At 59.0% G+C, this 14,806-nt stretch carries 13 protein-coding genes and 2 pseudogenes; 13 read left to right on the forward strand and 2 right to left on the reverse strand.

The window, feature by feature from the left end:
- Nucleotides 1-61 precede the first annotated feature (61 nt).
- Nucleotides 62-733 (reverse strand): MlaC/ttg2D family ABC transporter substrate-binding protein, encoded by a 672-nt coding sequence (locus BST95_RS17660; RefSeq protein ID WP_066050547.1) that lies wholly within the window; start codon nucleotides 731-733, stop codon nucleotides 62-64.
- A gap of 175 nt (nucleotides 734-908) precedes the next feature.
- Here BST95_RS17660 and BST95_RS17665 point away from each other — a divergent pair, with 175 nt between their 5' ends.
- From BST95_RS17665 to yjgA, 13 genes and pseudogenes are all read left to right on the forward strand, one after another.
- Nucleotides 909-1,883 carry a calcium/sodium antiporter gene (locus BST95_RS17665; protein WP_084200758.1) on the forward strand — a complete coding sequence of 325 codons (975 nt, stop codon included), beginning with the start codon at nucleotides 909-911 and terminating at the stop codon, nucleotides 1,881-1,883.
- Between the two features lie 12 nt (nucleotides 1,884-1,895).
- Nucleotides 1,896-2,879 (forward strand): KpsF/GutQ family sugar-phosphate isomerase, encoded by a 984-nt coding sequence (locus BST95_RS17670; RefSeq protein WP_229801619.1) that lies wholly within the window; start codon nucleotides 1,896-1,898, stop codon nucleotides 2,877-2,879.
- Nucleotides 2,879-3,397, forward strand: a complete 519-nt coding sequence (locus BST95_RS17675; RefSeq protein ID WP_084200760.1) for a KdsC family phosphatase — start codon at nucleotides 2,879-2,881, stop codon at nucleotides 3,395-3,397. Before BST95_RS17670 ends, BST95_RS17675 begins: the two co-directional genes overlap by 1 nt.
- Nucleotides 3,397-3,954 (forward strand): LPS export ABC transporter periplasmic protein LptC, encoded by a 558-nt coding sequence (lptC, locus tag BST95_RS17680; protein ID WP_084200761.1) that lies wholly within the window; start codon nucleotides 3,397-3,399, stop codon nucleotides 3,952-3,954. Before BST95_RS17675 ends, lptC begins: the two co-directional genes overlap by 1 nt.
- Nucleotides 3,938-4,498, forward strand: coding sequence for a lipopolysaccharide transport periplasmic protein LptA (gene lptA / locus BST95_RS17685; RefSeq protein WP_169843990.1), 561 nt, complete (start codon nucleotides 3,938-3,940; stop codon nucleotides 4,496-4,498). Before lptC ends, lptA begins: the two co-directional genes overlap by 17 nt.
- The gene (lptB, locus tag BST95_RS17690; RefSeq protein ID WP_084200763.1) at nucleotides 4,476-5,201 is read left to right on the forward strand and encodes an LPS export ABC transporter ATP-binding protein; all 726 of its coding nucleotides are present in this window, start codon (nucleotides 4,476-4,478) and stop codon (nucleotides 5,199-5,201) included. Before lptA ends, lptB begins: the two co-directional genes overlap by 23 nt.
- Before the next feature lie 155 nt (nucleotides 5,202-5,356).
- A pseudogene (locus BST95_RS17695) lies at nucleotides 5,357-6,845 on the forward strand (RNA polymerase factor sigma-54).
- Between the two features lie 133 nt (nucleotides 6,846-6,978).
- Nucleotides 6,979-7,266 (forward strand): ribosome hibernation-promoting factor, HPF/YfiA family, encoded by a 288-nt coding sequence (hpf, locus tag BST95_RS17700; RefSeq protein ID WP_066050572.1) that lies wholly within the window; start codon nucleotides 6,979-6,981, stop codon nucleotides 7,264-7,266.
- Between the two features lie 8 nt (nucleotides 7,267-7,274).
- Nucleotides 7,275-7,727, forward strand: coding sequence for a PTS IIA-like nitrogen regulatory protein PtsN (gene ptsN / locus BST95_RS17705; protein WP_084200764.1), 453 nt, complete (start codon nucleotides 7,275-7,277; stop codon nucleotides 7,725-7,727).
- Between the two features lie 4 nt (nucleotides 7,728-7,731).
- On the forward strand, nucleotides 7,732-8,586 hold the full coding sequence (gene rapZ / locus BST95_RS17710; protein WP_084200765.1) for an RNase adapter RapZ: 855 nt from the start codon (nucleotides 7,732-7,734) through the stop codon (nucleotides 8,584-8,586).
- Between the two features lies 1 nt (nucleotide 8,587).
- Nucleotides 8,588-8,857, forward strand: a complete 270-nt coding sequence (locus BST95_RS17715; protein WP_066050579.1) for an HPr family phosphocarrier protein — start codon at nucleotides 8,588-8,590, stop codon at nucleotides 8,855-8,857.
- Between the two features lie 92 nt (nucleotides 8,858-8,949).
- On the forward strand, nucleotides 8,950-10,302 hold the full coding sequence (gene mgtE, locus BST95_RS17720; protein WP_066050582.1) for a magnesium transporter: 1,353 nt from the start codon (nucleotides 8,950-8,952) through the stop codon (nucleotides 10,300-10,302).
- Nucleotides 10,295-10,816: a ribosome biogenesis factor YjgA gene (yjgA, locus tag BST95_RS17725; RefSeq protein WP_066050585.1), complete on the forward strand. Its 522-nt coding sequence runs from the start codon at nucleotides 10,295-10,297 to the stop codon at nucleotides 10,814-10,816. Before mgtE ends, yjgA begins: the two co-directional genes overlap by 8 nt.
- Here yjgA and BST95_RS17735 read toward each other — a convergent pair.
- Nucleotides 10,813-14,804, reverse strand: a pseudogene (locus BST95_RS17735) (YhdP family phospholipid transporter). The gene yjgA and the pseudogene BST95_RS17735 sit on opposite strands and share 4 nt — an antisense overlap.
- Nucleotides 14,805-14,806 lie beyond the last annotated feature (2 nt).

Raw genomic sequence — 14,806 nt, forward strand, 5'->3', positions numbered from 1 at the left:
CAGAGCGGCCCGCGGACAAAGGGCGGCATTTTAGGAGAAAATGCGGGGATTGGCGACTGTGTCAGCTATCGCTCTCATCTTCGACTTCAATGGCGCTCCAGCTGTCGATGACAGCGTCGAGGTTGCCATCCTCCTTGCGTGCTGCTGCCTGAAACTGGTTGCGGTAGATTTCGCCCAGATTCACGCTTTCGATAATCACATTACGCAACTTCCAGTCGCCGGATTTGTCCCGGCCCATCTGGTAGATAAGTATGTAAGGCTGGGTGCCCTCGGTGTAGATAAGCTGCTCAACCGCCACCCGGCGCTGCTCGGCTTCATCCGGCGCCGGAGCGGACACCTCAATGCGCGACCCGCCAAAGGCCAGCAAGCCTTTGCTGTAGGTGCGGACCAGCCCCACACGCATCACCTCAGTAAAGCGATCCAGCTGGTCGCGCAGCTCGGCGCGGCCGGCCTCATCGAGGGAGCGGTACCTGTCGCTGCTGGCATAGGGACCCATGACACCGCGAGCGAATCCGCGGAAGTCGATAACGGGATCAAGAATGGCTTGCACCTCGCCGTAGTAGCGGTCGGGGTCCTCTTCGGCGTAGCCCTGGGCCTCTTCGACAACCTGCATCACCTTCTCGCTGGCCTCCCGAACAACGTCGTGCGCACCTGGGGCTTCACCCTCAGCGCTGACGGTAAACGCAAGCATCATACACACCGCCAGTGACGTGAACTGCGATACAAATCTCATCTCTTCTTCCTTAACCATCAAAGCTACTATGCTCTCGGGCTGTGCCCTGTATAATCGCGCCTTGCACTGCGCCACAAATCGGGCGCGAGGTACAGGCCCTCTAGCTGTCAGACAACAGCTGGCCGGGAGTGTTCCCCGCGCGAAGGGCGCTTACTGTAACAGGAAACGATTTTCTATGCTGTTAGCTGCCGCCACCATATTGGTCGGCTTTATTATTCTCATCTGGAGTGCCGACCTGTTCGTGGCCGGGGCATCCTCGATTGCGGAAAATATGGGTATGTCGCCCATCATCATCGGCCTGACAATCGTGTCCCTGGGTACCTCAGCTCCGGAAGTGCTGGTCTCTTTCACCGCCGCCCTGTCCGGCGCGGGTGATCTCGCCATTGGCAATGCCATTGGCTCAAACATCGCCAACATCGGCCTGGTACTTGGTATTACTGTGCTCGTGGCACCCATGATGGTGCACGAGAGCTGTATGAAGAAAGAAATGCCGACCCTGCTGATCGTCACCTTTGGGGCCGGCGTGCTGCTCATCGACGATGTTCTTTCCATCGTCGATGGCTGGCTGATGCTCGGCTCACTGGCCCTCATCATGGTGCACATGGTGCGCAGCCAGACTCACGACGAGGTGCTGGTCGAAGAGGCTGAAGAGGAGTACCTGCCCCACCTCAAACCCCTGCGCGCCTGGCTCACCTTTGCGCTTGGCCTGTCACTGCTGATCGCGAGCTCCCGTATGCTGGTATGGGGCGCCGTCGAAGTGGCCGAAACCCTGGGTGTATCCGAACTTGTCATCGGCCTGACCATTGTCGCCATCGGCACCAGTCTGCCGGAACTGGCTGCCACCATCGCCAGCGCCCTGCGCGGCCATACCGAAATTGCCCTGGGCAACGTGATTGGTTCCAACCTGTTCAACCTGCTGGCCGTTATGTCCATCCCCGGCATTGTCGGTGCGGAGACACTAGAGAGCTCGGTGGTGACGCGCGATTATCCCACCATGACGTTTCTCACAGTTTTCCTAGCGCTGGCCATTTACATCAGCCGGCGCCGCAGTCGCTCCCAGGAAGGTCACGCCTATGTCGGGCGCACCATAGGAACCCTGTTAGTCTCGTTCTACGGACTGTATTATTACTGGCTGTACATCACCATTTGACAGGGTCTGTCTATGGCAACACAGTCCAGCTCCTCCCACGCCGCCTCAGCAAGGCGCACCATCGGTATGGAAGCGGCCGCAGTCACCGAACTCGAATCGCGCATCGGCGAAGCATTTGATCGCGCCTGTGACATTCTGCTGGGCTGTCGAGGCCGGGTTATCGTTACCGGCATGGGCAAATCCGGGCACATCGCCCGCAAAATAGCCGCAACGCTGGCGAGCACCGGCACTCCGGCGTTCTTCGTCCACCCCGGCGAAGCCAGTCACGGCGACATGGGGATGATTACCGGCGACGATGTCGTTATCGCGCTGTCCAATAGCGGCGAAGTCGGCGAAGTTGTCACCCTTCTGCCACTGCTGAAAAGGATTGGAGCCGCGCTGCTCAGCTTTACCGGCAACCCCGACTCAACGCTTGCACTTGCCTCTGACGCCCACCTCGACACCGGCGTAGAAACCGAGGCATGCCCGCTCAACCTGGCGCCTACCTCATCGACCACCACCGCGCTGGTGATGGGCGACGCGCTGGCCATTGCGCTGCTCGAAGCCCGCGGGTTTACTGCCGAGGATTTCGCCTTCTCCCACCCCGGCGGAACGCTGGGCAAAAAGCTGCTGCTCAAGGTGGCTGACCTTATGCAGACCGGCGACGCCATTCCCACGGTGACCACAACCACATCGCTGTCGGACGCACTGCTCGAAATCAGCGCCAAGGGCCTTGGCATGACCGCCATTGTCGATAGCGACGGCCTGCTGGAAGGCGTCTTCACCGACGGCGACCTGCGTCGAGCCCTCGATGCCAGGGTCGACATTACCACCACCTCCATGGGCGAATTGATGCACCGCAACCCGAAAACCGCAGCGCCAGGCATACTCGCCGCGGAAGCCATGAAGACCATGGAAGAATCGGAAATTACCTCGCTGATCATTACCGACAACAACAGCCGGGAGATTCGCGGTGTCCTTCATCTCATGCACCTTCTGCATGCGGGAATAGCCTAATGACCCACACAGAAATCGCGCAATCACTCAAGCTGCTCGCCCTGGATGTCGATGGGGTACTCACCGATGGCTGCATTTACTACGGCAACAATGGCGAAGAACTGAAGAGCTTCAATATCAAGGATGGCCTGGGTATAAAACTGTTGCAGCGCGGCGGGGTGGATGTCGTCATTATCACTGGCCGCCAGTCTGAGATCGTCGCCAGACGCGCGCGCGAGCTCGGCATTACCGACGTCATACAGGGCCGCGAAGACAAACTGGTCGCCCTCCAGGCACTGTGTGATTCACGCGGTGTCGAGCTTCGCGAATGCGCTTACATGGGCGACGATCTGCCCGACCTGGCCGCTGTCAGGGCCGCCGGCCTTGGCCTGACCGTCAGCGACGGTGCCACCGCGCTGCACGACGCCGCAGACTGGGTCAGTGAGGCCGCTGGCGGGCGCGGTGCAGTCCGCGAAGCCGGCGAGTGGATCCTGCACATGCGCGGCTCACTAGATACGCTACTGGCCGAGTTCAACTAATGCCAAGACCCACCCTGCAAATCCTGCTGGCGCTGACCATCCTGCTCGCAGCCACCTACTACTGGAACCCAAGGACCGCCAGTACCGCGGATGTGGCGACCAGTGAGCGTCACGAGGCACTGCCGCTCACCTACATTGAGGGCGTTCGAACCTGGGCATTCGATGAACAGGGCTACCTCAGCGATATTCTCGAGGCCGAACGGGTCGACCGGTTTCGCGAGGGCAACTACTCGATGATCATGAACCCCAAATTTTACTCCCACAGTGCCGATGGCAAGACCTGGTCTGCCAGTGCCACTCGCGGCCGCTGGGAGCACAAACATGAGCGCCTCCTGTTACGCAAAAATGTGGTACTGTCCCACGACCAGACCGGCACTCGCATGAACACGCACCTTATGGATATTTTCCTGGACACCCAAATCGCCGAGAGCAATCGGCAGGTGACGATTACCCAGGGGAAAAATCAGACGGTGGCCGATGGCATGGTCGCCAACCTGGAGAATGAAACAATTAGCCTGAAACCCAATGTGGAGAGCATTTATGTTCCGTCGCCATGAGCGACCTGCCCCGCTGGCAGCGTGTTTACTGATTCTCGCGAGCCTGGTCTCTACCACCGCCGCAATCGCCCTGCCGGACGACCGTAATCAGCCGATTCTGATTGAGGCGGACGAAGCTGTGCGCGACGAGAAACAGGGGTTCACCCTTTACCAGGGCAATGTGACCATGGACCAGGGCAGCCTGCACATCAAGGCGGAGCGCATCACCGTTTATCACGATGCGGAAAAAGCTGACCGCATCCTCGCCGAGGGCTCCCCGGCACACATGCAGCAGCAACCGGAACCCGACAAGGGTCTGATCAAAGCCCGTGCCAACGTGATCGAGTATCACAAGAGTGAAGATCGGGTGCAGCTGCGCGATAACGCCAGCATCGAGCAGGAAGGTTCGACCGTGACCGGCGACAGCATCGATTACTTTATCACCGAACAATTGGTACGGGCGGACTCCGACAAAAACCGTGAAGACAGCCGCGTACAGGTCGTGATCGAAGCGACCGCGGTACAAAAGGAAAAGGAAGCCAGTGGCAACACTGATCGCAAGTAATCTGGCCAAGGCGTATAAGGGCCGCGAGGTTGTACAGGACGTTTCCATCCAACTGGAGAGCGGCCAGGTGGTGGGCTTATTGGGCCCCAATGGCGCCGGCAAAACGACCTGCTTCTACATGATCATTGGAATCGTCAAGGCCGATCGGGGCAGCATCGAGCTCAACGGCAACGACATTACCCCACTCTCAATGCACGAGCGGGCCCGCCACGGCATCGGTTATCTGCCCCAGGAAGCGTCCATTTTCCGCAAGCTCACCGTCACCGACAACATTATGTCTATCCTGGAAACCCGGCCGGACCTCAACCGGGCCCAGCGCCGGGAGCGCTGCGACCAGCTGCTCGAGGAGTTTAATGTCCAGCATTTACGGGACAGCCTCGGGCAGGCCTTGTCCGGCGGCGAGCGGCGACGCATTGAAATCGCCAGAGCCCTGGCCACCGAGCCCGACTTCATCCTGCTCGATGAACCCTTCGCCGGCGTCGATCCGATTTCTGTGAATGACATCAAGCACATTATTACGCATCTGCGTGACCGCGGTATCGGCGTACTGATTACCGACCACAACGTCAGGGATACCCTCGATATCTGCGAAAAGGCCTTTATTGTCGGCGAGGGGCATATTATCGCCTCTGGCACCGCCAATGATGTGCTGTCCAACCAGCGCGTTCGCGACATCTATCTGGGCGAACAATTCTCGCTATAGCCCTTGTCCCTTTTGGGGGCACATGTCAACAAGCAAATTTCGCGCCACAACCTTGCCACCCCCGTCAGAGGGGAGCTAAACTTCTTCTCGTTGTATAGCGGTGCACCTCTCGAAGTGCACCTCTCGAAGTGCACCTGAGGGCGCAAAATCCACTCATGAAACAATCGCTGCAGTTAAAGCTGGGCCAGCAGCTGACCATGACCCCCAATTGCAACAGGCAATACGCCTGCTGCAGCTGTCGACCGTGGATTTACAACAGGAAATTCAACAGGCGCTGGATAACAACCCCCTGCTGGAAGCCGGCGAAGACGAGCCGGGGCCGGTAGACAGCCCCCTGACACCGATAGCACCCCCAGCCACGACGGCCCCCTCGAAAACCTGGAGCAAACCGCTACCGCAGGGGAAAACACTCCCCAGGATACCGCTTCGGCGACCCTGCCGGACGACCTACCCGTAGACACCCAGTGGGAGGACCTACTGCCCTCCGGCTCAGCCCCGCCACCCCCTCCCGAGGACGTTCCCGGCAGCGACTTTGAAACCCGCGGCGGTGCGCGCCAGTCGCTGCAGGAGCATCTGCTATGGCAGCTTGGCCTGAGCCGGCTATCGGACACCGACCGAGTGATCGCGCTTGCGATTATCGATGCCACGGACGACAACGGGCGACTGATGTTAAGTGTTGAAGACATCCATCAGTCGCTGCAGGGGCATGAACTGGAGATCGATGAGGACGAGGTTGTCGCAGTGCTGCATATGCTGCAGCAGTTCGAGCCTGCCGGGGTTTGCACGCGCGACTTGCAGGAGTGTCTTCTGGTACAGCTACAGCAGCTACCGGCTGACACCCCCTACCTTGAGCAAGCCCGGCAAATACTGAATCGCCATCTCGGTCAACTCGCCAGCGGCGATTTCAGCCAGATCATGCGCCGCACACGACTGAAGGAAGAGCAACTGAAAGACGTGTTGGGGCTGATTCAGACCCTGGACCCCAACCCCGGGGAAACCTTCGCTCCGAGCGAAGTCGAATACGTTGTTCCGGATGTATTTGTGAGCAAGAAAGACGGCCGCTGGCTGGTGGAACTCAACCCGGACATCGCCCCGCGACTGCGTATCAACGCGGAGTATGCCAGCCTCATCAAGCGCGCCGATAACAGTGCAGACAACACTTATCTCAAGGACAACCTGCAGGAAGCGCGCTGGTTTTTGAAGAGCCTGCAGAGTCGCAACGAAACCCTGATGAAAGTTGCCACCAAAATTGTCGAACATCAGCGCAATTTTCTGGAATATGGCGAAGAAGCCATGAAGCCACTGGTGCTGCACGATATCGCCGAGGCAGTGGAAATGCACGAGTCAACAATATCCCGGGTCACCACCCAGAAGTACATGCACACACCTCGCGGCATTTTCGAATTGAAGTACTTCTTCTCCAGTCATGTGGCCACGACGGCCGGGGGAGAATGCTCCTCCACCGCTATTCGAGCACTTATCAAAAAACTGGTCGCGGCTGAGAATCCGCGCAAACCACTGAGTGATAATAAGATCACCCAGCTGCTGGAGGAACAGGGGATTAAAGTCGCCAGGCGCACCATCGCCAAGTATCGCGACACCCTGCTGATTCCTCCGTCGAACGAACGCAAGAGGTTGGTCTAGATGACGGCGGGCTACCTGCGGGAAAAAGTTACGCGCCGGCCATGGCTTGGTCTAGACTTTACTTCAGAGGATTAAATCCGGTACTGCCGGTTCCGGGCCACCGCCTGGATTCATCAGAAGAAGGAGCAAGTGTATGCAACTGAATGTCAGCGGACACCACGTAGAGGTCACCTCAGCCCTGCGGGAGTATGTCGAGAGTAAATTTGAACGACTGCAGCGACATTTTGATCAGATCACCAACACCCAGGTCACGCTGATCGTGGAGAAAATGGTTCAGAAAGCAGAAGCCAACGTACACATATCAGGGGCTGACATTTTCGCCCATGCGGAGTCCGAGGACATGTATGCCGCGATTGACGCCCTGGCGGACAAGCTTGACCGCCAGCTTATTAAACACAAGGAAAAAACCAGAGGACACTAAACCCAGCCATGCAACAACCGCTGGATAATCTCCTGACTCCGGAGCGCACTGCCTGCCAGGTGCCCGGAGTCAGCAAAAAGAGACTTTTCGAAACCATCGCCCGCATTATCAGCGAGGACCAACTCTCACTCAGTTACGACGAAATTTTCGCCCAGTTCATCGCTCGCGAAAAGCTGGGAAGCACCGGTCTCGGTGCCGGCATTGCCATTCCCCATAGCCGCATTGACAACTGCACCCAGCCACTGGGTACGCTGATCACGCTCGCTGAGCCCATTGACTACGACGCACCGGACGGCCGTCAGGTCGATCTGGTCTTCGCGTTACTGGTGCCCAGTGAAGCGCACCAGCAGCATCTGGATACGCTGGCGCATATCGCCCGCAAATTCAGCGACGCCGAGTTCTGTCAGCGCCTGCGCCAGGCCGACAACACCGCGGCCCTTTACGATCTGGCCACAGGATAGCGCAATGCAGCTTATTATCATCAGTGGCCGGTCGGGCTCGGGCAAAAGTACTGCCCTGCATCAGCTCGAAGATGAAGGCTACTACTGTATTGATAATCTGCCCTGCTCCCTACTCCCTGCGCTGGTAGAGGAAACCCGCGGCGACCACTTCACCCATTTTCGCGGCACCGCCGTGTGTATCGACGCTCGCAATGCGTGGAAGGATCTCGCCAACTTCAGCGCTATTCTGGAATCGCTGCCCGCCTCGGTAAGCACCGAGATTCTGTTTCTCGACGCCCAGGAAGCCACCCTCATCAAACGCTTCAGCGAGACCCGGCGCAAGCACCCGCTGACCTCTGAGGCCCTGGCACTGCCCGAGGCTATCGAGCGCGAATGGCAACTGCTGGAGTCTATTTCCAGCGCCGCATCACTGGTGCTGGATACCAGCCAGATGACCATTTACGAACTGCGCGATGCGATCAAACAACGGCTGCTGGGCGCAGCCAGCGGTAGCATGTCAGTACTCGTACAATCCTTCGGCTTTAAACGCGGCGTCCCCGCTGATGCCGATCTGGTTTTTGATGTGCGCATGCTACCCAACCCGCACTGGGTAAAGGAATTGCGACTCATGACCGGGCTCGACTCACAAGTGCGTGAATTTCTCGAAGCCCAGTCGCTCACGGATGAACTGTTCAACGACATCAGGACCTACCTGGACAATTGGTTGCCTCGCTACCGGGACAGCAACCGCAGCTACATGACAATTGCGCTGGGTTGTACCGGCGGTCAACATCGTTCAGTATATTTGGCTGACCGCCTGTTCCGGCACTATCAGGAGCAGTTTCCAGCCATACACTTACGCCACAGGGAATTGCAGTAAGGTGATAGAAACCCAGGTGACCATCATCAACAAGCTCGGCCTGCACGCCAGGGCGGCAGCAAAGCTTGTGGGCTGCACATCGGCATTCTCGAGCTCCATTGAAGCAGGCAGCGACGGCAATATGGTCGACGCCAAAAGCATCATGTCTGTCATGATGCTCGCTGCAGGCAAGGGCACGGTGCTGGATTTACGCATCGACGGCCGCGATGAGCAGCAGGCGCTGGAAGCCATTACCGCGCTTATCGCCAATCGTTTTGACGAAGCCGAATAACGCCGCGTAACTAATCCCGTTGTTGAATACGGCGCTTTGCCGGATAATTTTCCGGATACCGCGCAGTCGCGGACCACATAGGGAGTGCGGGCATGCCCCATAACTTGGCCAAATCACAGGCTACCCTCGACAGGTTGACCCTGGCGCTCGACAGCGGCGCCATGGTTGACGTGCGGCGTATGCTGAACGGCCTCCTCCCCGCCGACATCGCCCATTTACTGGAATCCTCTCCGCCAAAGTTCCGCCACATTCTCTGGAAAATGGTCGACGTCGAGGTCGAAGGTGAAGTGCTCGGTGAGCTGTCGGATGACTTGCAGGCGCACTTCCTGTCTCGCATGGACGCAGCTGAGGTTGCCACCATTACCGAGGGCCTGGAAGACGACGATATCGCCGACATTCTCCAGCAGCTGCCGGACCGGGTAACCCGCGAAGTCCTCACTGCCATGGACCATCAGGACCGTGCTCGCCTCGAGCAGGTAATGCACTACCCCGACGATATCGCCGGCGGCCTGATGAACACGGACACCATTACCATTCGTGCCCGCCTGACGCTCGACGTTGTTCTGCGCTACCTGCGTCGCCACGATGAGATCCCGGAGATGACCGACAACCTCATCGTAGTCAACCGCACCGATCAATATATCGGCCTGCTGCCCCTGCGGACGCTGTTGGTTTCTGACCCCTCGGCCACTGTGCGCGAAATGATGGTCACCGACATCGACCCTATCCCCGTCGACACGCCCGACGATGAGGTGGCCCGCCTGTTTGAGCGCAATGACTGGGTGTCCGCGCCGGTGGTCGACGAGAGCGGCAAACTGCTCGGCCGGATTACCATTGACGACGTGGTTGACGTGATCCGGGAAGACGCCGACCACTCCTTCATGTCCATGGCTGGTCTGGATGAAGAAGAAGACACCTTTGCGCCCCTGGCAAAGGCAGCGCCACGACGCGCAGTGTGGCTGGGCATCAACCTTGTCACCGCCTTTATCGCCGCTTCCACGATCAACATGTTTCAAGGCACCATCGAGAAGGTCGTTGCCCTGGCGGTGCTCATGCCCATTGTGGCCTCTATGGGGGGCATCGCCGGCACCCAGACCCTGACGGTGCTCATTCGCGGTATTGCGATCGGTCAGGTGGGGAAGAACAACCAGAACTGGCTATTGGTGCGCGAACTTGGTATCGGGCTGATTAATGGCCTGCTGTGGGCGGCCGTGGTGGCAGTTGCCGCCTCACTCTGGTTTGATGACTGGGATATCGGCATTATCATCGCCGCTGCCATGGTGATCAACCTGATTACCGCGGCCTTTACCGGCGCAGCCCTCCCTCTGTTATTATCGCGCCTGAATATCGACCCCGCCCTCGCCGGCGGTGTCATTCTCACCACCGTGACCGATGTAGTGGGCTTTGTCTCTTTCCTCGGCCTGGCGACTCTATTTTATGCGTGACGATCCCGAAGAATTTGACGACGAACTCGAAGAAGGCCCCAGCAAAACCGAAATAAAGCGGCAGATGCTGGCCCTACAAGCCCTGGGCGAGAAACTCACCCGCCTCAAGGACAAGGAGCTGGCGCGCATTCCCATCGAGGATGACCGGCTGATGGAAGCCATCCTGGAATCGCGCAATATCCGCAGTAATAACGCCCGCAAGCGACACCTGCAGTTTATCGGCAAGCTGATGCGCGACGTTGACCCCACACCGATTGAAAACGCGCTTGAAGCCCTGCACAAGCCGGCCAAAGTTGCCAATGAGAAATTTCACGAGCTCGAGGCCCTGCGCGATGACGTGCTCGCGGCAGGAGTGAATGGCGTAGAGAAGGTCATGGCCAAGTGGCCTGACGCGGATCGTCAGCAACTGCGCCAGCTGGTACTACAGGCGCAGCGCGAGAAGAAAAACAATAAGCCACCGGCGGCCAGCCGCAAGCTATTTCGCTACCTGCGTGAACTTCAAGAGCACGCCTAGTCGGCAGTAGAACCCTCATCAATGGGTGAATTGGGGGCCACCGGCTCTACGGCGATTAACGCCGTCTCGTTGGGATCGGGCACGTTGTTGGGGTCCACCGCCTCGACCAGGGCTTCGACCTGGCGCCGTGTTTCATCGTCAAAAATGCGATCAAATTCAATGCTGGGCTCACTCCAGGTACCACCGATGGCGTAAACCCCGCTGGATAGTCGATTAACCTGCTTTTCGAATACCTTCGACACCACGAAGACGCCCGCTGCCACCGGCAGGCCGCCGGCTAGCGCAGCCACCCAGGGCAGGTTATTGGCCACTGGCAGGGTTGCCACCAGTTCGCCATCCAGGGTCTCTGCTTCCAGGTCGGTCTCAAGGCTGAACACAAACCGACTGGAACTGCCCTCTATGGCTATGGCGGGTACTTCCAGGGTTCCACTGGCGAGATTCATCTGCCCCTGCAAACTATTGAAAGGCACCCCCGACTCAAACATATGCGTCAGGCTGAGACGCCGCGCGACTTCAGCCAGATTAAAAATACTCACCAGGCGCAAGGCGCCCGTCGCGCCTGCAGGCGTCTCGAGGAAACGCCCACGCCCCATACCAATATCAATGCGCCCGTCGGATTCTGCCAGCGAGAATGCCTGGGGGAGCCCGGCCAGGTTAACGCAATCTCCAGGGAACCGCTGGCGGTTTCCAGGAAGCGACCGTAATCAAACTGCTCCAGGGTGTCGCCGAAGTCGCTAAATCTCATCGGCGCAGTAAGTTCCGTTTGTTCATTCTGACGCCAGTGCAGCTGCGCAGGCGCCTCAGGGGATAAGCGCAGTCCCGCGATCTCGCCGGTAATATCGCGCGCGTGCACCGACGTGCCTTCGGAGGCCAGACTGAACTGGAACTCACCCAAAGTTTCCTCACCCCGCGCCAGATTCGACACCACCACCTGCATGTCAGGTATCTCCAGCAGCTGTGGCGCAGTTGCCTCTGCAGCGACTTCCTCATCCACCTCGCCCAGCGCGGCACTCATGCCCGTGAAATCGAGATAATCCAGCTTGAGCCCCGCTCGCCCCTCGGTGGGTTGGAAGTAAGTACCGCGCAACCACTTGGTTTCCGCCTGCACCTGCATGATTTGCTGGTCCAGCGCCAGGCTGAATCGGGCGTCAGCAAACTCCTTGCCCCACAATCGCGCCCGGTCCACGTAAATCTCGTCCAGTTGCAGCCGTAGCAGCTGCGGCTCAACGTCCGGCTCTTGCTCGACCCGAGCATCGCCCTCCTCCATCGGTATCAGATAGCGGTCGCTAAACGCCAACCATTGTTCGAGGTCCAGGTACGATAACTGGCCATTCCCCTGAACAATACCAAGCTCCACGGGTGCGGCAGTCACCCCTGCCCCGACAGATGCTCCCAGTAAATTGCCCTGCGCCTGTAGCAAACTGACACTCAAATCGCCGCCCAGACGGATATCCAGGTTCACGCGATCTCTTTCCAGCGGCAATAGTAGCTGAAAGCGACGGGCTTCATCGGCGGCTTTGGTATAGGGCGCAGGAAGATCGAGGCTCACCCCCTCGAGCATTGAATCCAGTTGCAGCTGCGGTGCCTGCCCCGCCTGAATCGCGAGCAGCCCGGAAACATCAGCCTCACCATTGGCCAGATGCATGACCTCAAAGGGCAGCCACTCCTGCAGCGCCGCGGTATCTACCGTGCTCTCCAGGCCGACCTCCAATACAGCGTTGCTGAATCCGGCAACAGGTAGCGCCGGATCCAGAGCGCGCTGCTGTAGTCGCGCGGTGACCGGGCGCTGCCACAGCAGGCCTGTCAAATCCTCGGAACTGAACCCCGACTGGGAGTTATAACGCACCCGGCCCGCCACCGCTTCCAAGGCCAAATTGCCTGGCTCAATACTGAGCGAGGTATCCGCAAGGACTGCATTGACCTCCACCGTGGGGGCGCTCCCAGGTCGCGCCAGATTAAGTTGTAAATCGAGCTCCGCCTCAAGCTCTCCCGATGCCTGCCAGCGGGAAAATGCATCGCTGGTCAGGTCTGCCAGCAGCGAATTATTGACGATGAGCAACCCGTCTGAAGCATCGCCGGCCAGCTCGCCGTGCACCGCCAACTGCATTTCCTTGCTCTGATTCATCCAGGCTTCAACCGACAACTGGCTCAGCTCAGCCTCATACATTTGAGCAAAATCGGCCCAGACACTGACGTCCACATCGTCAATCAGCACAGTGCCCGCCACCTTGCTAACCGGCGGCCACTGAGGGTGATAATTGATCCGTGTATTAGCCACGTTGAAGAACAACTGCACGGTGCGCAGCGGTGCGCTACCGCGCTTGAGGCTGCCCCGCCAGATAAAGGCGCCCTGCCGGACCTCGCCCTCACCAATGGCGCCTCTGAGCCAGTCAAGCAGGTTGTCATTGAGGATATAAGGGAGGTACTTCAGACGGTGGACGGGATGGGTATCCTGGATACCAATAACCAGATCCATCTCCAGCCCGGTCGGTGTCGGTTCGAAGGGAATGTTCAGGCGGAACAGCGATTTCACCGTACCGACGACACCCGCTGCGGTAATCAGGCCGCTGTCAAGCAACAGGGACTGATCATCCCAGTCGATATTGAGGGTGCCGCTGAAGTCGTCAAAGAACAACGGCTCCCGGTACACGGTGGGAAAGTCCATCGTGAACTGCTGGCTGTCGATAACCACATAGCCACCGCTGTCAGACAGCTCCAGGTAACCCGCGCCGGAGGTCACGCCCGGCGCCCCCTTCCACGAGTTGACCTGCACGTTGTCGAAATTGGCTTCTACCTGCCAGTCCGCCACGGGATTACTCAACTCACCCACGGTCAATTCCAGTGCAGTGACATCGCCTTTGGCGTCGAGTGTGGAAAACACGGCTGCAACCTTGTCGGGCAGTACGCCGGAGGTCAGGGCCAGCTGATTGAGCGGTTCCACCGGCACGTCCCGCGCCCGTAAACGCCCGGACTCGCCCCAGGTGTCGAGCTGCAAGCGCGGTAGCAATACTTCCACGTCCCCGCTGCGCGCCAGCACGTTCGATGCATACAGCGTACGGCGGTTACTGTGCTCCACCAGGCTTATGGACATCGACAATTCGTCCAAGGGCATGCGCCACTCGGCCGCCACGGGTTGCAGCATCAGGTTGCGCAAGCGCAGGTCCATATCGACATCGAGTACGCCGCGCTGCCAGTCCAACCAGACCTGGGTGTCGAGCTCGCCCTCAGCCGACAACAGTGCCGGCGTCGGCAGCATCTCCCGGGCGGCGGCGATATCACTGGAGGCGATAGCAAGATATAGCTGCCCCGTGAACGCATCAGCCTCGAAGGGATTTCCTACCCCCGTGCCACGCAACTCAATATCAATACCACGCGTCGATGCCAACTGGGCCGAAAACTGCCGCTGGCTGCCCGCGCGTTGCAGCTGCAGGTTGAGGTCAAACGTGCGCTGTTCGCCGCTGGGCAAGGCCAGGCGTAGCTTGTTTTGATTGAGCGCCGCAAACTCCACGTTGAGCAGGAACTCCCGCAGCCAGCTGCCCACCGGGGTGTTCCCACCCTGTAGTCCCGGAAAAACCAGCCGTCCCTCAGCATCGAGCTCACCGTAGAGCTCGAGGGCGTCCAACTCAATGGACGTAATGTGGAGATTTCTCGCCAGCAACGAATCCAGCACGTCGAGACCCACGCGGCCACCGCTGAGTTCTACCGTGTCACCTTGGGCCCCGGGCAATTTGAGTCGCAGTCCCTCGAGCACGATCTCCGGTGTAAAGGAGCGCCACTCCCCCCGCAGGCTGTCCGCCTGAATCTCGAAGGGGACTCGCCCATTCAGCTCTGCCAGGATCTCGACCTGGAAATTCTGCAGATTCTGGCTGAGCAAACGCCCCAGGCTGACGTAGCTGGCCAGCAGCACAATCGCCAGCACCGCCCCGGCCCAGAGCAGGGAACTGAGACGATGAAAAAAGGAGTCGCGAGGCGAGGTATCTTCACTCATGG

The sequence above is a fragment of the Halioglobus japonicus genome (assembly GCF_001983995.1).
Lineage (GTDB): Bacteria > Pseudomonadota > Gammaproteobacteria > Pseudomonadales > Halieaceae > Halioglobus > Halioglobus japonicus.

What these genes read in the sequence shown, in the direction of transcription:
- BST95_RS17660 (WP_066050547.1), bottom strand. Translation starts at nt 733, where the DNA reads ATGAGATTTGTATCGCAGTTCACGTCACTGGCGGTGTGTATGATGCTT.
- BST95_RS17665 (WP_084200758.1), top strand. Translation starts at nt 909, where the DNA reads ATGCTGTTAGCTGCCGCCACCATATTGGTCGGCTTTATTATTCTCATC.
- BST95_RS17670 (WP_229801619.1), top strand. Translation starts at nt 1,896, where the DNA reads ATGGCAACACAGTCCAGCTCCTCCCACGCCGCCTCAGCAAGGCGCACC.
- BST95_RS17675 (WP_084200760.1), top strand. Translation starts at nt 2,879, where the DNA reads ATGACCCACACAGAAATCGCGCAATCACTCAAGCTGCTCGCCCTGGAT.
- lptC (WP_084200761.1), top strand. Translation starts at nt 3,397, where the DNA reads ATGCCAAGACCCACCCTGCAAATCCTGCTGGCGCTGACCATCCTGCTC.
- lptA (WP_169843990.1), top strand. Translation starts at nt 3,938, where the DNA reads ATGTTCCGTCGCCATGAGCGACCTGCCCCGCTGGCAGCGTGTTTACTG.
- hpf (WP_066050572.1), top strand. Translation starts at nt 6,979, where the DNA reads ATGCAACTGAATGTCAGCGGACACCACGTAGAGGTCACCTCAGCCCTG.
- ptsN (WP_084200764.1), top strand. Translation starts at nt 7,275, where the DNA reads ATGCAACAACCGCTGGATAATCTCCTGACTCCGGAGCGCACTGCCTGC.
- rapZ (WP_084200765.1), top strand. Translation starts at nt 7,732, where the DNA reads ATGCAGCTTATTATCATCAGTGGCCGGTCGGGCTCGGGCAAAAGTACT.
- mgtE (WP_066050582.1), top strand. Translation starts at nt 8,950, where the DNA reads ATGCCCCATAACTTGGCCAAATCACAGGCTACCCTCGACAGGTTGACC.
- yjgA (WP_066050585.1), top strand. Translation starts at nt 10,295, where the DNA reads ATGCGTGACGATCCCGAAGAATTTGACGACGAACTCGAAGAAGGCCCC.